The 24,789-nt window shown below is 40.9% G+C and carries 18 protein-coding genes; 11 read left to right on the forward strand and 7 right to left on the reverse strand.

Going from position 1 to position 24,789, the window contains the following annotated elements; translation table 11 throughout:
• Positions 1 to 263: 263 nt before the first annotated feature.
• The 7 genes from J8M00_RS02520 to J8M00_RS02550 form a co-directional block, all read right to left on the reverse strand.
• A complete protein-coding gene (locus tag J8M00_RS02520) occupies positions 264 to 1,196 on the reverse strand; it encodes a hypothetical protein (RefSeq protein ID WP_211008791.1) in 933 nt (310 codons plus the stop codon).
• Between the two features lie 156 nt (positions 1,197 to 1,352).
• Entirely contained in the window at positions 1,353 to 2,669 is a 1,317-nt protein-coding gene (locus J8M00_RS02525) for a sphingomyelin phosphodiesterase (protein ID WP_211008792.1), read from the reverse strand.
• 316 nt (positions 2,670 to 2,985) lie between these two features.
• A complete protein-coding gene (locus J8M00_RS02530; RefSeq protein WP_211008793.1) occupies positions 2,986 to 3,864 on the reverse strand; it encodes a substrate-binding periplasmic protein in 879 nt (292 codons plus the stop codon).
• A gap of 357 nt (positions 3,865 to 4,221) precedes the next feature.
• Positions 4,222 to 4,674: a hypothetical protein gene (locus J8M00_RS02535; RefSeq protein ID WP_023399132.1), complete on the reverse strand. Its 453-nt coding sequence runs from the start codon at positions 4,672 to 4,674 to the stop codon at positions 4,222 to 4,224.
• A 249-nt stretch (positions 4,675 to 4,923) separates the two neighbouring features.
• Complete coding sequence (locus J8M00_RS02540) at positions 4,924 to 5,559, reverse strand: TetR/AcrR family transcriptional regulator (protein ID WP_211008794.1); 636 nt, start codon at positions 5,557 to 5,559, stop codon at positions 4,924 to 4,926.
• A gap of 212 nt (positions 5,560 to 5,771) precedes the next feature.
• Entirely contained in the window at positions 5,772 to 6,164 is a 393-nt protein-coding gene (locus J8M00_RS02545; RefSeq protein WP_211008795.1) for a hypothetical protein, read from the reverse strand.
• 117 nt (positions 6,165 to 6,281) lie between these two features.
• Positions 6,282 to 7,295, reverse strand: a complete 1,014-nt coding sequence (locus J8M00_RS02550; protein WP_211008796.1) for a zinc-dependent alcohol dehydrogenase family protein — start codon at positions 7,293 to 7,295, stop codon at positions 6,282 to 6,284.
• Between the two features lie 168 nt (positions 7,296 to 7,463).
• On the opposite strand from J8M00_RS02550, the gene J8M00_RS02555 reads away from it, so the two are divergent.
• The 11 genes from J8M00_RS02555 to J8M00_RS02605 all read left to right on the forward strand — a co-directional run bounded on the left by J8M00_RS02555 (position 7,464) and on the right by J8M00_RS02605 (position 24,697).
• The gene (locus tag J8M00_RS02555; protein WP_211008797.1) at positions 7,464 to 8,360 is read left to right on the forward strand and encodes a LysR family transcriptional regulator; all 897 of its coding nucleotides are present in this window, start codon (positions 7,464 to 7,466) and stop codon (positions 8,358 to 8,360) included.
• Positions 8,361 to 8,698: 338 nt separating this feature from the next.
• Positions 8,699 to 9,637: an aspartyl/asparaginyl beta-hydroxylase domain-containing protein gene (locus J8M00_RS02560; protein WP_211008798.1), complete on the forward strand. Its 939-nt coding sequence runs from the start codon at positions 8,699 to 8,701 to the stop codon at positions 9,635 to 9,637.
• 495 nt (positions 9,638 to 10,132) lie between these two features.
• Positions 10,133 to 11,185: an efflux RND transporter periplasmic adaptor subunit gene (locus J8M00_RS02565; protein ID WP_211008799.1), complete on the forward strand. Its 1,053-nt coding sequence runs from the start codon at positions 10,133 to 10,135 to the stop codon at positions 11,183 to 11,185.
• Positions 11,186 to 11,194: 9 nt separating this feature from the next.
• Positions 11,195 to 14,287 carry an efflux RND transporter permease subunit gene (locus J8M00_RS02570; RefSeq protein ID WP_211008800.1) on the forward strand — a complete coding sequence of 1,031 codons (3,093 nt, stop codon included), beginning with the start codon at positions 11,195 to 11,197 and terminating at the stop codon, positions 14,285 to 14,287.
• A gap of 580 nt (positions 14,288 to 14,867) precedes the next feature.
• The gene (locus tag J8M00_RS02575) at positions 14,868 to 17,654 is read left to right on the forward strand and encodes a zinc dependent phospholipase C family protein (protein ID WP_211008801.1); all 2,787 of its coding nucleotides are present in this window, start codon (positions 14,868 to 14,870) and stop codon (positions 17,652 to 17,654) included.
• A gap of 444 nt (positions 17,655 to 18,098) precedes the next feature.
• Positions 18,099 to 18,983, forward strand: a complete 885-nt coding sequence (locus tag J8M00_RS02580; RefSeq protein ID WP_211008802.1) for a hypothetical protein — start codon at positions 18,099 to 18,101, stop codon at positions 18,981 to 18,983.
• Positions 18,984 to 19,192: 209 nt separating this feature from the next.
• On the forward strand, positions 19,193 to 19,576 hold the full coding sequence (locus J8M00_RS02585; protein ID WP_023399139.1) for a response regulator: 384 nt from the start codon (positions 19,193 to 19,195) through the stop codon (positions 19,574 to 19,576).
• Positions 19,573 to 20,484: an AAA family ATPase gene (locus J8M00_RS02590; RefSeq protein WP_211008803.1), complete on the forward strand. Its 912-nt coding sequence runs from the start codon at positions 19,573 to 19,575 to the stop codon at positions 20,482 to 20,484. Before J8M00_RS02585 ends, J8M00_RS02590 begins: the two co-directional genes overlap by 4 nt.
• Complete coding sequence (locus J8M00_RS02595) at positions 20,484 to 21,434, forward strand: DUF58 domain-containing protein (RefSeq protein ID WP_211008804.1); 951 nt, start codon at positions 20,484 to 20,486, stop codon at positions 21,432 to 21,434. Before J8M00_RS02590 ends, J8M00_RS02595 begins: the two co-directional genes overlap by 1 nt.
• Positions 21,424 to 23,373 (forward strand): transglutaminaseTgpA domain-containing protein, encoded by a 1,950-nt coding sequence (locus J8M00_RS02600; RefSeq protein WP_211008805.1) that lies wholly within the window; start codon positions 21,424 to 21,426, stop codon positions 23,371 to 23,373. The genes J8M00_RS02595 and J8M00_RS02600 overlap by 11 nt, the downstream gene beginning before the upstream one ends.
• 1 nt (position 23,374) lies before the next feature.
• Complete coding sequence (locus tag J8M00_RS02605; RefSeq protein WP_211008806.1) at positions 23,375 to 24,697, forward strand: Na+/H+ antiporter family protein; 1,323 nt, start codon at positions 23,375 to 23,377, stop codon at positions 24,695 to 24,697.
• The last annotated feature ends 92 nt before the right edge of the window (positions 24,698 to 24,789 follow it).

A 24,789-nucleotide genomic window follows, 5' to 3' on the forward strand; every position in this document is an offset into this window, starting at 1 on the left:
TACTGGGAGGCAAATTGTATAATTTTGATAAATAGTGTATTGATTAGGTTTTTGTGTAACTAGCTTTGCATTAACACTAATAACTTATCATTATCAAGCTTTAAGCATCTTCCTAGCCTTAATCTTCCAGCAGTTTTGTTTACATATCAACAATACCTGTCTTTATCTCACGTTAGCTAGGTGGCTTTGGTGGAGCTGTTGCTTGGTGTTAACTATATTGCCGAAATTACCACTCCACCAGCAGTAACTTATATGCTTGTCATTCAATTACTTTGGAAAAACGCTTTTCTAAATGACTTTACCTCGTTTTCATAATGGGTTTGCCACTGCTGCGCTGATAAGTGCGCATATTCGGATCCTTTGAGCATGTGTAACTGTGCTTTCTTTTCACTGAGTGCTTGTTGGTAGCTGAGCACGGTCTCTTGTTGGTGAAGGATTTGCTGTTGGCGAACTAAAATGGCTTGGGCTTGCTCATGGTCAAAGTAACGCCGAGCAAGCTGACTTCGTAGATGTGATAGTTCATTTGGCGTCATATTCGTGCCTAAAATCTCAATTGCGATGCTATATTGCGCCTGCGCATCCGATGAGACTTTACCTTGTTGGCTTAAAATATCCAGTTGCTCAATAAAGTCATCGGGTGTCATTTCTTGGCTTAAGTCGGTAAATTCGGCAAGCGTTGCTCTGGTGTCATAAAAAGCAAATTCTTCATGAAATAGATCTGTGGCGAGATCTCCCCAAACTTGAGTGTAGATACGCTTGATCCTGCTGACCTTTTCAACTGTGGTGGTATTAAAGTCTTCACTGGCGGTCAATTGCTCAAATTCTTGTTTTTTGGCTGGGTAATCAGCAATCAATTGATATCTATGTGTGCTTGCGTGAGCATGCAGTTCCGCAAGTAGTGCGTCACATTGTGATTGTCGCAAGCAGTGCTGCCAAAATGACTCTATCAGTGGTTTCAACTCATTTAAATTAGTCTGGGCTAGTTTATTGAGCAGCTCCCCTCTTCTATTTTCGCTATGTTCAAATGGCAATTGTTTCGGCGTTTCAGGTAGTGGGTTGGGCTCTTGATATGGAGTATTTTGAGTCGCTTGTATGTTGGCTTTGGGCTCTGCTGTCACAGGCTCTTCGCTCTGATAAACAGCGCTAGTGACAGCTGCAAGGATGGCAAGACTCAAGAAAATGGTTGTTTTGTTCATTGTGTCACCTTGGTTAAAAATCTCGGCTTCTCATTCGAATGGTTACGTGCATATGTCATTTTACGAAATATACAGCGATTAACGGTTAGGGTTTGGCCGTTTCGTTTCAAGGACATTGGAGCAAGCTTTTAAATAAGCTTGCTCCATTAAATTGAATTACTTGATCACTGCTTTTACTGGGAAGTGATCAGACAGATCCCAATGCTCCCAAATACTCTGAGCAGTGCTGCGAGGTACTTTGACTTCATTCACATTGCTTTGAGTTGCTTTGTATTCATCACTTACAACAATGTAATCGAGATATTCAACCGTATCGCCCGCTTTTTTGGCGAATGAATTTACACGAGGGTCAAAAGTCGAGCTGGTATAGCCGGTGTATTGAGGAGCGGATGCCGCTAAATTTGCCAGCATATTGGTATAGTCTCCAGGGAACTTAAGTTTATTGACGTTAAAGTCGCCCCCATAAACAACAGTTTCATTGCTTGGTATGTTTAAACTCGTTGCTAAACTACGTATTTGTTTAAACTGTAATTGTCTGTGTTGACGCGCCGTATCTGTATCGCTAGACGCAGTATGTGTTGCAAACAGATGGTACGCTTCTCCGTCTTTTATGATTTCTGCGTAATTAACGCCTTTATCAGCAAAACAATCTGTACTAGAGCAGTCAGGAAAAACATATTGCGCTTGGTTGACGATCGGATAACGGCTAACAATGATCACGCCACCATCGTATATATTGACGCCTGATTTATCTAACATTTTGGTTTGGTATGGGTACTCAGTGGCAATTTCGCGCAGGAAAGACTCTCGTTGTGAATGAAAGACTTCTTGCAGTAGCAATGCATCGTACCCTTTTAAATATTCAGGGATTAATGTCATACGATCGGAAATATGGGATGCAATCACAGGGAGCGCCCAAATATTGTATGTCATGACTTTAAGCGCCTCTGGCGCTGGGTTGGCAGCTTCGTCTTGGTGTGACGGCGTAATGGAATAATAAAAGTCGTCATATCTGGCCGTTGCTTTGGCCTTAAAAGCGACTTCTGCCGGTAATGATGATACGCCAACGTTTGACTGATATCTGTGGATGTTTCTATCGCTAAAATTGCCTGAACTAAAATCTTGTCCATGTGCACTGTGCGTGATCGTGGAGCCGTACCAAGTACCCTTCATATTTTGTTGCAAGTTAATAACCTCGCCTGACTGCGTTGTCACCTTTGTTTTAAATTGGTAGTTGTGACCAGACTTGGCGCCATAATAGCGATTAAAGCTTAAAACCATACGGGTTTCATAAGGCTTTAACTGCGTTGTGTGTTGAGACCATTCATCTCCATATTCCATTAGATCGGAGCCGGTATGTTCTACAGAGATATTTAAAACTTGGTCGCTATTGTTCGTTACATAGATGTCACTGTCGGCAAGTACTGACGTGGAAACCAGTGCTGCTACAAGACCTAATAATTGAAATTTCATATATTTTTCTTTTTAGTGATTAAAGTTGCGAAGAATTATTCACAAACAATATTTCAATATCATGTCTTTTCTGTGAATTGGTATAGACCAGGTTGTGTTTGGGATTAAATTTTATCGGTATGTATAGTTTACTTGTTATAGCTATGATTTATTTGAATTATTTTTCAGGCGTTGATAAGTTTAACTAACTTTAGAATTTAGTGCTTGTACTGTCATGGTGTTTTATTGGGACGTTGAAAACGTTTTAGGTCTCTAAAGTGAGCCTTATGAGGGGTCGAAGACAGCCTGTTTTGGGCAAAAGTTACAATTTTTAGTTTTACTGCTTTTCGTCTAGTTCATATTTGTACTTTTCAATGATTGATTGCGTAATTTTGTGTTCGCTCGGTGGCAAAAAATTCAAATGTGCGGCGACAAAAGACTGTGTCTTGTATATTTTGCGCATAGCTTTATTAATGGCTTTTATTAGCGCCTGACTGTTAGATGTTTTGTTACACATGACGTGGCCGAGTATAAAAGTCGGCGTCCCGGCTATTTTATACGAGCGATAGCTTGCCCCATCGTTTTTAACATGGCGAAACACCTCTGCCGGGTAGCCCAGTAGATAGTCGACTCGTTGTAAACGGAACATTCTGTATATGGTTTCGTATTGTTCACTGCCACTTCGTATGACTTTGTTACTGCTGTCGACTTGCTTTAATTGATCATCTAAAAAAGGGCCGTAAGACATATTGTCAGACAGCGCGATCAACTTACTGCTGTATACTTTGAATAAGGATTGCAAAGAGCGTATTTCCCCATTTGGGTTGAGCACTGCATTTGCCAGCTTTCGTGCCGATGCATGCTGATATAATCTCCGACTAACGTAAAAGTTTACTGGCAAACTAAATAAAAAAGAGGCTTCTCGCTCAGCAGTTTTGATGCGATTAATGGTGCATATCGCTTGGGTATTGGACTGCATCTCTCGCAGCGCTCTATTGTAACTGGATAGCGCGAACTCTATTGAATCATTATCTAAGACATCGAATAGCAACTTATTTGTTGCCCCTGCAATGTTTGAAGGTGCTGTTAATGAAGTAAATACTTTAAGTTCATCTTCCTCATCGAGGTATATGCGAGCTTTATTAGCCAAACATTCATTTATCGACATAAAAAAAGGCAGTACACATGCCCAAACCCATCTCTTGGCGAGTCTCATTTTCCCACTCCTTTTCTCAGGGAAAGCCGCAATAGCTTTCGTTCAATTACAAAGGCGTAAGATAGATACCAATCATTAGTTTAGTTAATGTATCGACAATTTAAAAGGCGACAGCTAGGTTACCGGGTTAAGGTATTTTTGTGCATTAAAAGAGTGTCTTATTGGTTCGCACCGAGTACTTTTCTAGTAACGTCGATTCGCAATACGCGCTTTATCCAAACCAAAGTAACTTTAGTTTTGGCAGTCGTCGCCTTGAATGACCTAACAAGGCTTAACTTTGCTGTTTCGAAATGTTGAGAGCGCCCATTTTTTGGGGCCTTTTAACTTGTTTTCGTTACTCAGCGGACATTGATAACGTTAGTGCCATACAGAAACTGGAAATGACAACCTCATAAATGTACGAGAGATCAAATCAAGTTTGACGCCAAAGTCGATTATTTCCTCGCAAGTCCAACCGTCTGGGTGCAACCAGTTCTCTTCCTCCAAAGCACATAATATTGCCAAATCCTGATCTATATACCCTAATGGGGCTGCGGCTAATCCCCACAGCATTACTAGTTTGCCTTCGGTTTCTGGGTTTCGTGGATTGTTAGACTCAAGTGTTCGAAAGTACTTTTTGGTTTCCATTAAGGCTTTCGATACTTCAACCAGTATTGCGTCTCTAATGTAGTGATTATCCATTGGAATTGCATATAACTTAACTGCCACCTCATTGAGTTTTTCGATAAGTTCGTTATGAGACTGACTATGGTGCCTTTCAAAAAGCTCAATGTAAGCATCTTGCGCGGTTGTGGTCGCTTTAAGAGCCATATCCCTACCCCTAATTTAGTTGTCATAATGGATAATAATCGTGAAGTACACCCTTATGTTTAGCAACAAGGTTAGCAAAAGGACAGATAAAACTATTAAATTATTTCGAGCAATTTTTGAAGTGGATATAGGCAATTGAAATTACGCTAGTAGTTTTTTGGGGACTCATATAGGATACGAGTGCCCCTTTATAAACCTGCTTCTGATTCAGTTTGATGGCGGGAGTTGAAGTAAGACGTTTGCCAATATTTATTGTGTATAGATGTGCAATACGTTTTCCTTACATTTTACCTGCCCGGCGTCGAGCAGCATGTCTACTAGCTGAGCACTGTTTACCTCTCCGTAAGGAGTTTTATGCTGGTGACCGACACCAAATGCAGCAAAGATCAATTGACAATATGTGTGTGCTTGCTGAGGCGCTAATTGTAAATCACCATCTTCGATACATTGCGTAATATCAATCATCATATCGTTAAACATGACTTCCGCGATAGGGGCGTATTGAGAAAAGGTATTGACTACAAAGCGATTCCAAACTGTGTCTTTTTCGATTCTTTTGAAGTACTGTGTCAGCACTAACACTAGCCTTTTCAACCCCGGCGTCATTTCAGCATACGCGATCCCGGTTTGCTGCTCAAAGTCGTCATCAAATGCTTTGTTTTCTCGGGTAGCTAGCTCGCCAATATATTGCTCAATAGACTCAAAGTAAGAATAAAAAGAGGTGCGGTTAAGGTTGGCTTTTTTACATAGTTCGCCTACAGTAAACCCGTCAATTCCGTGATCGGCAATAAGTTCTATGCCTGAGTCTAACAGTGCTTTTTTTGCTCTATAGCCTTTTTGCGACTTAGATTTAAAAACGCTGTCTTCGCTATATTGATTTGTCAAAGCTTTCCCCTAGTTATCGTATAGATCACATGCCAAAAGCAACATGCTGTCACTAATTTTTGACTTTAAATAATCCTTGTATATTAACACTCTATTTTAAAACGAACACGCTTGAAAGCAGTTCAAAGATGAAGAATTATATGGGGAGTTATGGCAACCATGCCGTTTGTAGTTTGATTTTTACTTAAACGAATTTACAACTTGTATGTATTCTACTGTTCGTAAAACATGCCCTTTTGCGTTAGCCAAGACTTAGCGTCATCTAAATTTAGAAAGATTTGTGTATCGACATTAGGCATTGCTTCGTGGATCAACTCAACTAAGGCTTGCTGGTATGAAGCGCCACAAACAACAGCTTCGTACTGCTGATTTTGCTCGTTACTCCACTGGCTATAGCGTTTTATATGCGCCCAAGCCTCTGGGACCAATAGCTCAAACTGTGTTAAGTTGACTAAACACGCCCATGGTTTGTCAGCTAGTAGGTGAACATTTTTTTGATACTCATCACTCCAACGCAAAGCGGTCTCAAGATTCCAAGCACCCATGGCGTCAACAACAATGGTTTGCCCTTTAATGTACATTTCAAAGTTACCATGTTCACGCATGCAGCCCTCCCGAGTTATATCAAAACACTGACATGAGCTTCATTTTGGAGCTTATGCCAGTGTTAGTGAAAATGCAAAGAAGGCGCTTAGTTTATCGTTTAGCTTGGTTTAATTTAGTTACCATTGAACACAAATTTTACCAAAATGTGAGCCTGATACTTGATATCGAAATGCATCGGCAAGAGAGCCGTAATCGAATACTTTGTCTATTACAGGTCTCACATTATTTGCTTCGAGTGCTTTTACATAATCTTGTTGTTGGCTTCGACTCCCCACCAGCAGACCTTGTAGTCGTGCCTGTTTAAACATCAATTGTGCAGTTGGCAGATTGCCTTCAAAGCCTGTTAATACACCTATTAGGTAGATATTTCCGCCAACAGCAACGGATTCAACAGATTGGGCAAGTGTGCCCGGTCCACCTACCTCAATTATGTGTTCTGCGCCCTTACCATCTGTGATAGCTAATACATCTTTAGCCCATTCTGGGTTGGTTTTATAATTAATAATGTGATCTGCGCCTAGTGCTTTTGCACTTTGCAGCTTTTCGTCAGAGGAGGAAGTTACAATCACCTTTGCGCCAAACATTTTACCGATTTGCAGCGCTGCTAAAGATACACCGCCAGTTCCCAAAGTAACGATTGTTTCACCGGCTTTTAAGTTGCCGTCGCTCACTAGTGCGCGCCATGCAGTTAAACCTGCCGTGGTGATGGTTGAAGCTTCCAGATGAGACCAGCCCTTTGGTGCGAGCGTAAATGCAGAAGCGTCCCTCGTTACATACTCCGCAGCCATGCCATCTATGCCATCTCCCGGCGTCTTAGCAAAATCTCCAACTGCGTGGCTCGGGCTTCCTGAAAGCCATTGAGGGAAGAATGTTGAAACGACATGGTCGCCCACTTTAAATTCAGTGACTCCTTGGCCAACTGCAACAACCACTCCGGCACCATCCGAGAGCAGTACTCGCTCTTGCTCGAGTGGTAGATGTCCGTCTGCAACCAAGTAATCATGATAGTTCAGTGAGCTTGCCAATATCTGTACTTTGATCTCCCCTTTTACCGGAGCTGAAGATTCTGTGTCTTTAGATAAATATATGTTTTCCAATCCACCTGCTTTTTTTACCTTTATTGACTGCATTTATTTGTACTCCGAACATTTAGCTTTGTTGCTTTAAGTGGTTTATTAATTAGCTAGCCTGTACGTAGACTAACCAAAGTAGTGCCATTTTAATAAAGCTAAAAAACTAGAAAAAGATTGTGCTTATTGTAATATTAACAATTAAATGATTGTTAATTGGTGTGGTAAATGACTGAATTGGATAAGCTGGATGTCAAGCAAATGCGGTTGCTTCTTCTGCTACTCGAAAAGCAAAGTATTAGCAGAGTGGCTGAATCTTTGAATGTCAGCCAACAAGCTGTGAGTCTTCAACTTAAGTCTCTAAGAGCTATTTTTAACAATCAGCTTTTTGTGCGTCATGGCAGAGGCATTGCACCCACACCTAAGGCATTGTCGTTAGGTAAAATGCTTGAGGGGGTTTTAAACGTATTGGAAGGCGCGGTTCGCACAGATGACTTTGATCCAGAAGAAGTTGAGAGGACAATCGTGATTTCGTCCACTGATTACGCGCAGCAAGTTGTGACTACGGCGTTGTTTTGCCATTTCAGGAAGATTGCGCCAAATTTAAAGCTTATTATTAAAGACCTAGAAATTGAAACACTAACCGAGTCGTTGACAAAGGGCACTGTTGATTTTGCAATCACGATCCCCGATTTTTTGGACTCAAATATCCCATATAAACGCCTCTACAACGAAAGTTATCGGCTCGTGACTAGTGCAAAGAGTACATTGAGTGCGCACATCAAGATTCAAGAACTTAACAACCATAATCACCTTATTGTGTCTCCAGCCCGTGCAAACCTAAGAGGTTCCTCTACTGAGTGGTTTAAAAAGTATCAGGTTGAGCGCAATATTGTCGCATCGATTCCATCATTTAAAATAATGAGTGAATATGTACACGACTCTGATGTGGTTGCGTTTATTCCAAAAAGAATGCTACCGGATCCAAAGCTTAAAGAAATCCAATTGCCAGACTACCCACCTGGCTTCAGTGTAGTGCTTGCTTGGCACCAAAAAACAGCAAATGATCCTTTTTATAAATGGGTTGTAGAACAAATCACCTTGATCTGTAGCAAGCTGGATTGAGAGTTTAGGCCGAGCTTATTACTGGTTTATACGTCCGGCAGATAACGACATAATTTCTAGGAATATATGACCATCGTATATTCTTAGGCTACCTCCCGTCCTCACATATTAAAAGTCAATCAAGCGGTGCACATTGTCTGAGATACTCATGCGTTAAATCACGGTGGTTAGAAGAACAAAACTGTCCATGTGTAAGTCTCTAGAAAGGTTCAAAGGTTATGTTTAGGCAAAACATAGTATGAAATGGGCACTTATTTAGGAAACTAAATAGGTGTGAACTTTGAATTATCTGTTCTGGCGGTGGTGGAATGATTAGCTTTTATATATTGATTCTTATAATGTCTTTTACAACGTTATCAATATTATATGTATATAAATTTAGGGGCCAAGCAAGGTTTGCTAGTTTTGTTGAATATTTGCGTAAAGGCTGGCCGATATTTGCCCCTCTAAATGTACTTTTATACCTTTCTACAAAACGTGGCGCGAGAAGTGCTTTTGTTGATGCAGGCCAGTTTGAAGGGTTAGCTATATTACAAGATAACTGGCAAGAAATAAGTAAAGAAGTAAATAATTTATATCACTTAGGCTACTTTGAAAAGACCACAAATAAAGACAACTTAAGCTTTTATGATGTCGGATTTAGGACATTTTATAAATATGGTTGGAGTAAATTCTACTGTACTTGGTATGGTACAACCCTAAATTCAGCCAAGGAATTATGCCCAAACACAATAAAGCTGCTTGAGCAAATTCCAAGTGTCAATGGCGCAATGTTCACAATTTTACCAGCTAGGTCGAAGTTAACTCGTCATCTAGACCCAATAGCTTGCTCGTTTAGATATCATTTGGCGCTAGACACGCCAAATAGCTCAGACTGCTTTATTAATGTCGACGGAAAAAAGCAAGCGTGGCGAAATGGTGAAGCGTTTATTTTTGATGAAACCTACCTACATTTTGTCGAAAATAATACTGACAAACCTCGATTAATTTTAATGTGTGATATCGAGCGGCCATTGGGCTTGTTTGGGAGAGTATTTAATCGACTATACAAAAAGCTAGTGAGAATGATGTTAGTGCCCAACTTACCCGGCGATCAAGCTGGTGCAATCAATGGGTTATTTAGTAAAGTTACACCTGTTTTAAACAGTGCAAAACGGCTAAAACAGGCTAATAAAAAAATCTACTACCCGATAAAGTGGGCATTTAATACTTTGCTCATATGTATCTTTATGGCGTTTATTTATGCTTTTTTGTCGTTACTAGCAACGGTATTTTAGATTTTGAACCTAGCCAAATCGCATATACAACATATGCTGTTTGGCGACCCTTGTATTAATTTCTTTTGCCACCTAACCCTTGAATTGAGTTAGTTTTTGATATGGTAAACACGCTAGAGCAAAAAGCTCGCATATTATAGCCTTGTTCCTAGGTTACCTATCGAGTTGTGGGTCGCCTTGTCAAAAAAACAACGTCGATAGCACCGACATTCAACATTTTCCTCACTGATTTTGATGTTACGTATAAACGCGCAGTAGCGCATTGCCACCACCAATTGGAGTAACACATTTGATTGCATCATTATATAAGTAAGTTACTGATTTAATTGTTTAATAATTACTTTTTTGTGGCTGAAACTGTCAATTTATCAAAGCTGTACTAGTGAAGCTTTTAAGTTGGAGTATAAAAATAAATCAAAAATGACACATTGTCATTATTTTCTTCCTGAGTATAATTGAAAAAATGACATGGTGTCATTTTTGTGGGTAAATACGATGAAGAAAGCAATTTTTACTGTTTCGCTGACTAGCATTTTGATGTTGGTGGGCTGCGACGAGCCTCTGGAAAATGGCGTCGTGCTGGCGCCAAAACCAGCTAAGTTATATGAGATCAAAGAAAAGCCGGCGATGCATTTGGTTCATTTGCCAGCATTTGTTGAAGCTGCCAAAGAAACCGCGGTCACCTTTCAAGTGCCGGGGCAGATAAATAAAATTACGCTCCAAGAAGGGCAAGAAGTAAAAAAAGGCCAGTTGTTGGCTCAGTTGGACCAGCGAGATTACAAAAACGCTTTAATGAGTGCGCGAGCCGATTTCAGGCAAGCCGAATCTGACTATCGAAGAGCGGCAAACTTAATCGGCCAAAAAGCCATTTCACAAAGTTTATTGGATCAAAGGTTAACACAGAAAAACAAGGCAAAATCTGCGCTAGATAGTGCTCAAAAAAAGTTGGATGACTCCACACTGGTAGCGCCATACGACGCAATAGTCGCAAAGGTTCACATTGAAAAGTTCGAGAATGTTGCGCCTCAGCAACCCATTGTGACCTTGCTAAGCTCAAAAGGGTCTCATGCTGTTGTACATGTACCTGCAAGCCTCGTTATAAAATCAGATACAGAGATGCCAGTTCGTGTTTCTCTAGAGCTTGATGCCGCGCCCGGTATCGAAATTGAAACAACCATGTTTGAAGCTGCTGCAAAGGCCAACCCAAGTACACAGACTTTTGAAGTGAGGTATGCATTCCAACCACCAAAAGGTCTTGTCGTTTTGCCCGGAATGACCGGGACACTTAAAGGTGAGTTCAGCTCCTCCAACACAATAGACGCTAACGTATATGTCGTTCCTCTTGGTGCGGTTGTGGCTCAGGCAGGAGAAACGTTTGTTTGGGTAGTTGATATGACAACCAATAAGGTTGAGCGCAGACAGATTAAGGTGTCACCTCATAGTCAAAACAAAGTATCCGTAACAGGATTGACAGAAGGTGAAGTCATCGTTGCTGCGGGAGGACATTACCTTTTTGAAGGCGCCAAAGTGCGTCCATACAAACAGTAAGGGGTATGCATGAACATCGCTGAATACTTTATCAACCGAAGGCTATTGAGTTGGATTATCATTCTAGCATCTTTTGCTTTTGGCTATAACGCGTATACCAATATGCCCAGGTTGGAAGACCCTGAGTTTTTAATTCGGGAGGCGCAAATTGTCACTCAATACCCCGGCGCATCGCCTCAAGAGGTTACCGATGAGGTGTCGGACATACTGGAGTCAGAGATCCAAGGTATGCAGGAAGTCTCCAAAATTACTGCGACCTCCTATTTTGGTTACTCTGTGATAAAAGTTGAGGTCAAGCACACATTCTCTAAATCACGTAAAGAACTTAACGCGGTGTGGACTCGACTTCGTGGCAAAATAGACAATGCGTCGCAAAGTCTGCCTCCTGGAGCTGGCAGGCCTTTTGTGAACGACGACTATGGCGATGTGTTTGGTTTACTCTATTTTGTTACAGGTGAAGGTTACAGCATTCAAGAACTTGAAGAGTATGCTAAAAACCTCAGAAAAGACCTTTTGAGTGTTGATGGTGTGGCAAAAGTCTCTTTAATGGGTGAGCAACAAGAAGTCATCACAATAGAAATATCAAGAGATAGAGCAGCTGCATTGGGGGTCTCAATCGCGGGCGTGTTCAACAGCCTATCGCAACAAAATGCCATGGTTGCTGCGGGTGACATACGTGTTGGCGACCAACGGCTAACGATTTACCCAACGGGGAAGTTAGACTCGCTTAGTGATATCAAGCAAATTATGGTGTCTGTGCCTGATCAAAATGACCTTGTACGCATTGGTGATATTGCTACGGTAAAAAGACAAGAAGCTGAACCTGCAACCTTGTACTCACGGTTTAATGGAGCGCCTTCCATTGCCATTGGGATATCAAATGTGAGTGGCGCAAATATAGCTGTTATAGGTGAGCAGATCAGGACGAAGCTTGATGATACGTCGCACAATCGCCCGCTTGGCATAACGGTACATGAGTTTTATCACCAAGGAGACATTGTCAATGAAGCAGTAGATAGTTTTGCAATCAATGTGCTGTTGGCCATTTTGATTGTGCTCGGTACTTTGTTCATTTTTATGGGCGTTCAGTCCGCAATTGTAATAGGTGCTGTTTTAGCCATCATCATCGCAGCAACCGTTGCCACAATTGATATGATGGGCATCCCGATGCACCGTATATCGCTGGGTGCACTTATCATTGCCTTGGGTATGCTGGTGGATAATGCAATCGTGATTACTGAGGGAATACTGATCGGTGTGAAATCTGGGAGAAGTGTGACTCAGTCTGCCAATGACGTCGTGGGTAAAACAAAGTGGGCTTTATTGGGCGGCACTATTGTCGGTATCATTGCTTTTGCACCAATTGGCTTTGCGCCAGGCGACACCGCTGAATACACTAACCATCTGTTTTGGGTAATTTTGATTTCACTTTCGTATAGCTGGATATTTGCCATTGGTTTGGTCCCAATGTTAGCTGACATTGTATTTCCAAAACCAAAAAATGCACAGATGGATGAGAGCGAGCAATCAGTTTCTGACAGTCGATTCATGAAGTTGTACAAACACTTCATGCACCAAGTTCTTAGATTTCGATGGTTTGCAATATTCATGGCTATTGGAATGTTTTTTGCCGCTGGATGGGGTTTGATGTACGTTAAAGAGGGGTTTTTCCCAACGTCAACGACACCACAGATAGCAATTGACTACTGGTTGCCTGAAGGGACAGATATATCGGCCTCAAAGCGCGATGTACTGAAAATAGAAAAGGAGCTGCAAAGTTACCAAGGCATTATAAATATGCACTCGGTTATTGGTTCAGGTTCTTTGCGCTATATGCTGATTTACTCACCAGAGTTACCCAATAGTGCATATAGCCAGATAATATTAAGTGTTGATTCCCTTGATAGAATTGAGGGTTTAATTAGCAAAATACAAGCCTACCTTGATAGAGAGTACCCAAGTGCGCAAGCACGCGTTTGGCGATTTAGACTTGGGCCGAGCCAAGGTTCAAAAATTGAGGCGACATTTTATGGCCCCGATCCAGTAGTGCTTCGTAAACTTGCTCAGCAGGCGACAGATATTATGGCAAGTACCCCTACAGCGACTGCAATAAAAACCAATTGGCGCCAGCAAATACCCGTTTTAAGGCCTGAATACGATGCCGCTAGAGGCGGGAGATTAGGTGTGTCTCGTGAAGATTTTGCAGATGCGCTCAACGGTAATTTTACGGGTAAAACAGTGGGTTTATATCGTGACAATGATCGTAGGCTACCTATCGTATTTAGAGCGCCTGAAGATGAACGCAATGATATATCGCTTGCGCAGGACATTCAAGTGCCAAGTAAAGTTACAGGTTCTACAGTGCCGCTATCTGAGTCCATGAAAGGAATGGATATTCAATGGATGGATGGACAAATGCAGCGCGAAAACCGGGTCTGGACGCTAAAGGTTCAAGCTGATCCTGCTTCCGGTATTATTGCATCGGATTTACTCACTGAATTGAGGCCAAAAATCGAGGCTATCGCCCTTCCTCCGGGCTACTACTTGCGTTGGGATGGTGAATATGGAGATAGTGAAAAAGCCAATGCTGAATTGGCATCTACCCTACCCATTGGGCTTTTGGCAATGGTACTGGTTGTTGTCTTGCTTTTTAATGCAATTCGTCAGGCGGCAATAATTTGGTTGATAGTACCCTTAGCCGTAATTGGGGTTGTAGTGGGTCTACTTTTGACAAATACGCAGCTGGAATTTATGGGGTTACTCGGTTTACTTTCATTGTCTGGACTACTGATAAAAAATGCAATTGTATTGGTCGATCAAATGGATGATGAAATAAAAGAGGGTAAACCTCGTTATGATGCGGTGATAGACTCGGCTGCCAGTCGCGTACGGCCTGTAATGATGGGGTCTCTAACAACTGTGTTAGGTGTTATTCCATTGGTGTGGGATGTATTCTTTTCGTCTATGGCGGTAGTGATTGCCTTTGGATTAACCTTCGCAACTGTACTTACTTTGGTATTGCTGCCAGCGATATATGCGGTGTTTTTCAATATTCAATCTGATGAAACGTCTGGTACGAATAAGACAATGAAATACGCATAATAGAGCTGTACTGGCTTAAATGAGTCCCTGTTGATTGATTATTGGAAGCTGTTTTTTATCACAAAAATAATGTGAAGTATAAGGTAGTCACTTATACCCTCTTGTACTTTAAAGTTGGTATTTAAACTAGTCGATTCAGATTTTACATTTTCAGTGCAAAGAAGTGCATAGGGAAGTGCCCTTCTAAAATGTCACTACTTGTATGTTTGAATAGGCCCTAGCTTTAAGCCACTTCACTTCTAAGCCTAGCTGCTTTGCGCTAAATGGTTGAGCTTGTAGATCTAATAGATATCAATGAGGAGGTGGCTCTATAGCTATTGAGTGGTCATCATATAAAGTAAGCACTTGGCTTCTTATTATATACACTATTGTGGTTTTTATCCCATTATTTAAGCGATAAAAAATGCCTAATTAGGTATTTTGATTGATTATTGTCCGCTCAATAACTTAGCTTAAGTGTGATTGTATAAAACTAATTCTAGTGCTAAATAGTTATTCCGTTTCTAAGTTCTATATGAAGTATTGCAAAATAATATTATTTATATAAAGTGCCGGAAAATTAAATAATTTAGGAAAACTATTGAATAAGCTCATATTTTCAGCGGTAATGTTGCTTTTTTCGTTTTATACAAATGCATTTAAAATTGATACGCATATCTGGATAGGCCAACAGGTTATCAATGATCTTCAAGATGGAAAACTTACCTTAAAAATCGGCAATGAATATTTAGATGTACCAGTCTCTGCAGCAACAAGAGAAGCTATTTTAAACAATAAGAGCGAGTATCTACTTTCTACTTTGGGGTCTGATGCATTTCCCGACGTAGTGGCCGGTCAATTACTCATCCATCCAGGAGGTCTGGCCCCTGGCGCGTGGCAGACCAACGACTGGTTAAGGTTTCTGTTCGATAAAATTAATGATGCGGATAATGCGCATTACCGATACCTAAATAGTAATAAAAAAGATCCTAATTATGTAGATAGGCGTGAAATTGCACGCGTTGTCGCTTATGGATTTTTAGCCCATGCCGCTTCAGATGTATTTGCACACACCTACGTGAATCAGTATTCCGGTGACGTATTTGAGCTAACGGATACAGAAACTGTAGTCGAACAGCGTCACTTTTTACTGGAATCATTTATTGGGAAATACACACCTGCTCTGAAAAACCATAATAATGTGGCACTGGGAAGCAAGTGGCAGAACGCCGGTGCGAGCCAAGCATATTATGATTATATTAGGGATAGCCTGATATATGATGATAGTGCGTCATTTCAGTATTCTTCTCAGGCAGCGCCGCATTTGAGAGCGATAAAGTTGTTTAAGGATGCGGTTAATACAATGGCTAGTGATGAAATGTGGACTGCCATCGACAGCTTAATCATCAGAGCAATAGCCTATTATTATGATATTGACCTATCACAAAGTCAGGCGGAAGATATTCAAAAGCTGCTACAGCAAGTACTTGATGAAGGAAACATAGTTACTGAAAAGCTTGACGCGTTAGATATTAAAATCAACCAGTCTCTATTGACGGTAGATAGCCAGATTTACGGGGGGCTTTATCGTGTTAACAATAAGTTCAAAGAGCAAAAGCATCGTTATATTAGCCTTAAAAATGAGTTAGAAACAACAGTCCTTCAGCTTGACTCGAAACATCATGAGGCAGCATGTGAGCTATTTTTGAATGAAAAACTTTTAGACCCGACCGGACTCCTAAAGTTTGTTAAAGAGACAGATCCAGGACTTAGATTAATAAAATCTATATTTGGCAGTGATTTTAACCCATTAGATCCACTAGGTCTTATTGGAGGCTCAAAGCCAAAGGAACCTAAATGGGATCATGGCATCACAGGTACTAAGGAATCGCTCTTGGCTGCTAAGTCTTCTTTTTTAGGCGGAAAGACGTTTGAAGAATATGAAGACGAAGTCTTAGCAAGAGTTGAAGGCGAGTATGGGGATCTGGAATGGGAACACAGCGAACAATATGAGCAATTGCTTAAGGAAACTAGGGATGAACTACACCGTATTAAAACTCGTCTCGATTTGATAGATACCGCAGTTGTAGACTTATCACAAGGTGACAAAATAACGGTTACGCTCGCAAGTCAAGGTGGGGGAATTAGTGACGGTCGAGGTCATGCGTTTTGTAAAAAAGTAACCGGAGCGTTATTTAACAACGTGATAAAGCTCACCAATAAGAAAAATAGTCTAGCTAAGAAGCTAGTTGATGGCGAAGCAGAATTAAAAAATACAATTCCAGATCTGCAGCGTGAATTAAACAGCGCTATGACTTCTATAATCGAGGTCAAAGCAGCAATTCAGGCGCTAAACCTCACCGCACGTGAGACTACCAGCCCAGTACAATCTCTACTGAAAAATTGGGCTAAGGATATTGATGAAGCAAATTCTGAGTACGTCAAGGCTGCATCACAGGCAATTGTTAATACGATTAATCCTAATGCAAGTGCTATGGAACCATTAACTTATTGGCTCACATGTTATCAACCTCAGTTGATTGGCGTTGCCAGTCAAATCAGCGGGTGCAATACCATGGAAAATATCAGTAATATAAAAGTAGCTCTGAGCAATGTAACAACGATTATCGCAGAGGCGGGAAGCTTGTCAGCGGCTCTTGGTGCACCTCACCTTAAGGAAATCGAAGAGTTAGAGCAGAAATTGCTTGATGCAATGAAAGAAAAGTTGATAGAGCGTTTAACAAAAGAGTTTATCGGTAAGTTACCTAAACCATACCAAGAGTTTATCGAACTACAAAATAAGCCGGTAACGGACGCTTTGATCAACCAGGTATTTACGCGTACAGCGCCCGGAAAGTCTCTGGTGATCATCGACAATTTTGCACAGAAACTACGTGATGAAATGGCTGTTACAAATGGACAGTTCAATCCACAGACCTTTACGGTAGTTGCAAACGCAGTCACTTTGACAAAGCTAAGCTTATTGGATGAGCAAGGCATTGCCCAGTTATATCAGCATATTGGATTGCCTAAAGATCCAAATGTTCGTGACAACTTAGTTGTAGATTCTTTCGCAAATATCGACGGAAATCACCAATGGTTAGATGTATCCCCACCGCTGCCTAGAGGCGATAAAAACTATACACAATCTTCATGGACAAAGTATTCTTCGGCACACATATTCAGTCTTTGGAAGGAGCCAGTTCGAAATACGCTGTTCAGAAAGTTGTTCGTGGGTCCATTGTCACCAGCTTTGCATCAGCAAGGCGCGATGTCTGGCAGCTACCCATATCAAACTTGCTACTTGAACCCTTTCCCTTCAGGGGTAGACGATAAAACTTGCACAGCAGTATGGCAGATCCCTACTTTATCAATAACCCTACTATAATGACATTAGAGCGCGGTGACCACGCCGTGCTCCAATGTAACTTACGCAAAAGCCTTTAATCCACTAAGTTTGTATTAAAGGCTTTTGTAATAAGACGTAGCCAAAGTGTTCAAGTAGGCATCTACCCAAGAACAAACAACTCGTTTATTTCATGGTACTAATTATACAAATTACTTAATTTGGGGAATATAAAAGCTTCTGGTGTAAAGCTCCAACAATGAGATTCATTGACCTTACTACCTAGATATAAACATTGTCTATGCCTAAGACAGAAGGAGTAAGGTACCTCCCATGCGATGTAAAATTTGCCTTTAAACATGCTAATACCTATCGTAATTAGAAACGTGAGTGAACGCTATTCACCGCATATTTCCCCTTTAATTGTGGGACAAGCACAAATCTCGTCTACAATTGAATAGATGTTAATAAATAGAGGCATGAATAGTGCGTTGCAGTGATAAGTTTGCATACTTGTTAGTCGTGGCAGCTTGCACCGTTTGCAGTAATTCGTCAGCTCAAGGCATACGTATTTTTCTTGATGACCAGCTGGACTTTGAGCTATTGAGTACTAAGACTCGTAAGCCGGAAAATATTGCAGGTGCGACCAATGAGTTGGTATTGTCTCAGATAAAGGATATTGATATACATTATGTGAAGTCTAGCCGTAAGCGCGCCTTTAAATCAATACAACAGACTCAGGTCCCCTCATGTATTATCAACATGATAAAAAATGAACCGAGGAAGTTACGGTATCTCTTTAGCCTACCAGTTAATTTTTATTGGGCGCACAAGCTCTATTCCCATCATGATTTATCCAAGGCTTCAAAAGCAGTATTAAACGCAGAGGGAGAAATCACTTCTTTACCCGATCTATTTAAGGTATATGACAGTAGTGCGATCGTTATCGCTGAGAGCTTCTCTTACGGAGACTTTTTAGACGCGCAGATCTCTGTCGTAAATAAGGAAAATATTATTCTTCGCGGAGGCGCGGATCACTATGAAACTGTATATAGAATGTTCATTTCTAAAAGAGTCGATTTCTCATTAAACTACCCTTCTGAATTTCACCGTTATAGCAATAATATCAATATACCTGTGAGATCATATCGCGTTGCAGGTTCTCCTAAAGTGGTTATCGGTCAGTTTATGTGCAATAAAACCCCGGAAAGCAGTACGTTTATCGCAAGAGTGAATGAAGTTTTGTTACAAAGTTATGACAAAGAGGCGTTTTTAAAAGCGCATTATGACTACTTGCAGGCATCAGAACACAAAAAACTCAAAGCATATATAGAACAATATGTTGCACCATTTCAGCGAGCTAGAAATTAATTAAATCAAAGCTTTATGTATGCACGCTCTCAATAAAATATCACCGTAAATCAATATTAATGCTTGGTTGCTCTCCTTTTGTATACTATATTCAAGAATGAGTAAATAATTGTACTAAGTTAGGTTGCAGCCTTGATAAAAATAAACCATTGAGCTCATTGTCGCCATGCCTTAGTATTAAGCCAGTCGTTGTCAGATAGCATTACAATATGGAACTTGTTAGACCTTTAGAACCTATACTCATAATCGATGATGTTGAAGAAGTACGAAGCTACTTAATTGATATTTTAGAAAACTTAGGATTCGAAGAAATTTACGAATCAAAGGATTTTACTTCAGCTAAACCGTTACTCGAATCAAAATCACCCAATGTGCTTTTTTTGGACATAGAGCTGCCAGATACCGATGGCACTCAAATTCTCGAATACGTCAATGACCAATTCCCTAATACACATGTCATTATGTGCTCCGGTCACAACAGTTTGGAGAATGTGCAAAATACTTGGGAGTTAGGCGCAAAAGGCTTTATTGCAAAGCCGTTTAACGCTAAAAAAGTAGATACAGTGATGAAAAGATTAGAAATGATTGCATGAACCCAGTTACAAATAAAATAATAGAAAATCTTTCTCAATTGATTTTGGGAAAGAACGAGCAGTTGAAGTTGGCTTTGTGTTGTTTGTTGAGTAAAGGTCACTTGTTAATTGAAGACTTGCCTGGAATGGGTAAAACGACCTTATCGCATGGGTTGGCTAATGTTCTTGGTCTCAGTTATCAAAGAGTGCAATTTACCAGTGATCTGCTTCCTGCTGATATCACAGGGTCCAGTATATTTAATTCCCAGACACACTCTTTTGATTTTCACCCAGGTCCAATTTTCAGCCAGATATTGTTAGCAGACGAAATTAACCGCGCTAGCCCAAAAACCCAAAGTGCACTTTTAGAAGCGATGGAAGAGGGGCAAGTAACCATTGATGGCCAGACCCATCCATTGGCGCAACCATTTTTTGTAATTGCAACACAAAACCCGTTGCATCAGTCTGGGACTCACCCCCTACCTGAGTCTCAATTAGACCGTTTTTTCATGCGAATAAGTTTGGGTTACCCGGATGCTCAGGTTGAAAAAAGTCTTATAGCTTCAGGGAATAAGCGTACATTGAACATGAATGACTTGGGTTGTTCTATCAGTGATGAACAACTGTTCGAGATGCAAAATGCGGTTATGGACGTTAAGTTAGCTGAGCCCATTGTGCAGTATATCCTTGATTTAGTGAGTTACACGCGAGACTCGGGCGAATTTAGTGATCCACTTTCCCCACGTGCTAGTATCGCACTCGGATTGTCAGCTCGAGCTTATGCGTTGATTTCCGGTAGAGATTATACTTTACCGGATGATGTCCAAGCGGTCTTTGGGTGCGTCGCAGGACATAGGCTAAATATTCCTTGTAGTGAGCAAGAATCTGCCGTTGAAGCAATTTTTGAAAGAGTTGTGGTGCCATTGTAATGGCAAAGTCGCTTTATAAAGGCTGGATAGATAAAGTCATTGCTAGAAAGCACAGCGCCAACAGCATCACCTTTTCTCACAATAATATTTACGTAGTACCTTCACTGCGTGGACTCTTTTTTTTATTGTTTGCGCTGTTAAATTTCATCATTGGCATCAACTACCAAAATAACCTCATTTTAGGGGTTGCTTACTTGATGCTAATGCTCCAAATCTCTTCTTTGTTTTACGGATATTTTAATTTACACGGATTGAAGCTTGAATTACTTGATGTAAAAAATAATTATAGCGGCAATCACAATGACGCAAAATTTAAACTCTCAGCGTCAAAAGAAGTCTTTTCGTTGAGCATTAGTAGTGCTAATTGGCACAGCTCCGGTGTGCTAGATAAAAATATTTTTGAATCGACTTCCAGCCAAGTAGTGAGCTTGAGCCTAGAAAAAAGGGGGAAATATGAAGGCGGAAAATTCAAAATACATAGTTGCTACCCTTTTGGTCTAGTAAACGTATGGAGCTATTTGTTATCTGATAAAACCTTTTATGTTTACCCAACGCCGTTAAAGTGTGAGTTAGATTTACGGGAGTCTCTTGATTCCGAAGATGATACAGACGTAATTGCTCAAAAGTCAGATAGCCTTGATGAGTTTTCGGGCTTGAAGCCCTATCAGCAAGGTATGAATAGAAACCGTATTTCATGGCGACACTTTGCGAAAAATCAAGAATTGCTGGTCAAAGACTATGTGGGTGATAGCCATGGGATCACCTTAGTGTTAGATTTTTCCCTAATAGAGGGAACAAAAGAAACACGCTTATCTAAGCTGTGCCACCAAGTTCTTGAGGCAGACAGACTGGGGCACGAATTTGCGCTGAAGCTACCTGGTAATCATATACCCGCCGCAAGTGGAGAGCGTCATGCAGTGCAATGTTTGGAGAGCTTAAGTGAATGCTAGCGAGTTAGTTCAGCGAAATACACTGATTACCTCATTGATATATTGTGGTATGTCACTGTTGTTGTTTCAAAATCTGGGCTATGTTTTTTGTGTTTCAATATTATTGATCTGCATTTTTAAGGTGAGCACTTCAGTGGGCGCGGTAAGAAATCCGTCGCAGTTGGTGGTTAACTTACTTGCAGTCACTGTCATTATTGTTGTGTTTTTGTCTCTTGGTTTTAGAAACACCATTGAGATGTTTGTCGCTATGTTGCTCGGTGCCTGTTCATTAAAAATGTTGCAAGTAACCAGCGAAAAGCAAGCCCAAAGTGTTTACATTCTCAACTTTTTTACCTACCCCTGTTTTTATTTGTTTTCACAGAATATTTTGGCATTTTTGCTGATTGCAGCCATGTTATTGTTAAATTTGTCACAGCTTTTTAGTGTGACACATCATGTCGCAATAAAAAAATCAGTTCACAGCTCGGTTCGCAAGTTTGTGTTTAGCTTACCTTTGGCCATAGCCATGGTGATGCTAATACCAAAGTTGCCGCCTTTTTGGCAGTTACCAAACGCCAAGTCTGCATCAACAGGGCTTTCGGAAAACGTTGACCCTTTTGAGATTTCGGATTTGTCTCGTTCTTCAGAGTTAGCATTTCGGGCATTATTACCGATATCAAATGAATTCCAACCGCCCTTTTACTGGCGTGCAATTATTCACGATAGTTTCGATGGTAAAAAGTGGGCTATGTCTAGCCTGCAAACGAGGCCTTTGTACAAAACGTATGAGCCCATAGCCCAACCTTACTCGGTTATTTCAAGCCCCTCCAATACGCGTTGGCTTTATACTTTAGGAGAAGGCATCCCGGCGAGCAGTGGCATTTCAGCGAATCATTTCGGTGCGATTTACCAAAAAAAGCAAAGCAACAAAGCTATCCAATACGATGTCTCACCGGTAAAGTTAGACGATGCGCGGATCACCCGGTGGGAATATAGACAAAATACTCACCTACCAGATGGAATAAATCCCAAAGCTGTAGAGTTGGCCAAGCAGTGGGATCGCACCACGGGCTCTACCGCTGAGTTTTTGGCAAAGATGGAAGCATTTTTCGTAGCGCAAGGTTTCCAGTATAGTTTGTCTCCGCCAAGTATTAACTCAAATGACACCATTGATGAGTTTTTGTTCTCCACTCAGGTTGGGTTCTGTGGACATTATGCGTCGTCAGCTGCGTTTTTGATGAGATCAGTAGGTATACCAACTAGGCTAGTGTCTGGTTATCTAGGTGGCCAGTTTAATGAAGAAAGTAGTTATTATGCGGTTTATCAATATGATGCGCATGCTTGGGTTGAATACTATGTCCCACAATATGGATGGCAAAGACTAGACCCAACCGCTTGGGTAGCGCCCGAACGAATGTTGGGTTCGCTGTCGGATCTAACCGACTTAGAGCAAGAGTTTAAGGATAATTTGGGCTTTAGCCTTCAGGCATTTTCAAATATTGCCGCGATCAATTGGGTACGTTTGCAGCTCGAGCAAATAGACTTTCATTGGACCCGTTGGGTATTGAATTTTGATGACAAAAAACAGTCGTCGCTGCTCAAAACACTGTTTGGGCAAAAGCATAAACTACTACCAGCTCTAAGCGTCGTGTTGTTGTTAATCCTTGTATTTGGCTGTTGGTTTATCTATATAAATCTACGAGCAAGATTTAAACAGCCGAAAGAAATAAGAATATATAATAAGTTGTTAGTGTTGGCTGAACTAAAATCTGATAGATTAACGCCAAAGCAAATATTCGAATGCTTAAAAACAAAATGGCCGCATGCAAAAAATGAGCTCTCAGAGTTTTATGATTTGTTTGAAAGCACACGATATAACGAGGTGCAACTGTCATCACAGCAGTATCGAAAGCTTTCAAAACTAAATAGACAAATAATAAAAAAGGCAAAAATAAAATAATATGAACGCAGTACTCATCGGGGTCATTTTGATGTTGGGCCTCTCTTTATTTCGGGTTAACGTGATTGTAGCAATGACGATTAGCGCGCTCGTTGCTGGGTTAACAGCTGGTTTAGGGTTAGAAAAAACGCTCAATGCGTTTAATGATGGCCTGTCCGGTGGGGCTGAAATTGCGCTAAGCTACGCCATGTTGGGTGCTTTTGCGGTCGCAATTTCAAAGTCAGGGTTAACACTTATTTTGGCAAACAAATTATTGGGGTTAGTCAATAGCAAAAACAAAGACTCGGCTTCGTATTTGAGTATGCTTATTCTTGCGGTGATTATGTGTTGCGCGATAGCGTCTCAAAATCTAGTGCCGGTACATATCGCTTTTATCCCAATCTTAATTCCACCACTCATTGTTATTTTCAATAAATTAAAAATGGATAGACGTGCGATAGCTTGCGTGCTCACATTTGGCTTGGCCACTTCTTATATGGTGTTACCTTACGGATTCGGTGGTATTTATTTATATTCGATTTTACACAAAAACCTCACAGATAATGGCCTTGAAGTGATTAATACCGATGTGCCTTACGCCATGGTGATCCCGGCGATTGGCATGCTAATTGGTTTATTGGTTGCCGTATTTATCAGCTATAGAAAACCCAGAGAGTACCAATCTAATGAGATGACGTCTGGACAAAGCGACTTAATAGTAGAGGACCAAAGAAAAGTACTGATAGCTGGTGGTATCGCTGTTTTTTGCTCTTTACTGGCGCAAAATGTTAGCGGTTCAATGATTTTGGGCGGACTTGTAGGTGTGATGATGTTCGCTTTGTTTGGTTTGATTAAGTGGGAACAAAACTCGGATATCTTTACTAAAGGTGTGGCTATGATGGCCATGATAGGTTTCATCATGATATCTGCTCAGGGCTTTGCCGCGGTAATGAAAGAAACCGGTGATGTGGCTTCACTTGTGGCAACGTGTGCTGACCTTATAGGAGATAGTAAACCAGTTGCAGCAGCGGTGATCTTGCTGGTCGGTTTACTGATCACCATGGGTATCGGTAGCTCATTTTCAACAGTGCCTATTATCGCCACGCTGTTCGTTCCTCTATCTCTTGAAGTTGGTTTCTCTGCGATGGCAACTGTAGCTTTAGTTGGAACCGCTGGTGCACTTGGTGATGCAGGGTCTCCGGCGTCAGATTCTACACTTGGTCCAACATCCGGTTTAAATACCGATGGTCAACATGATCATATTTGGGATTCAGTCGTACCTACTTTTATTCATTTCAATATACCCTTACTTATATTTGGCTGGATTGCGGCAATGGTGCTTTAAAGAAAAGGGCTTACAGGCCCTTTTTTTAGCTCTTAACTTATCGTTTTATGGCTGTTATTTTTAGTTTAAAAAAACATTTTTAAGTTGCTTCG

The organism is Pseudoalteromonas luteoviolacea, from assembly GCF_018100925.1.
Taxonomy (GTDB): domain Bacteria; phylum Pseudomonadota; class Gammaproteobacteria; order Enterobacterales; family Alteromonadaceae; genus Pseudoalteromonas; species Pseudoalteromonas obscura.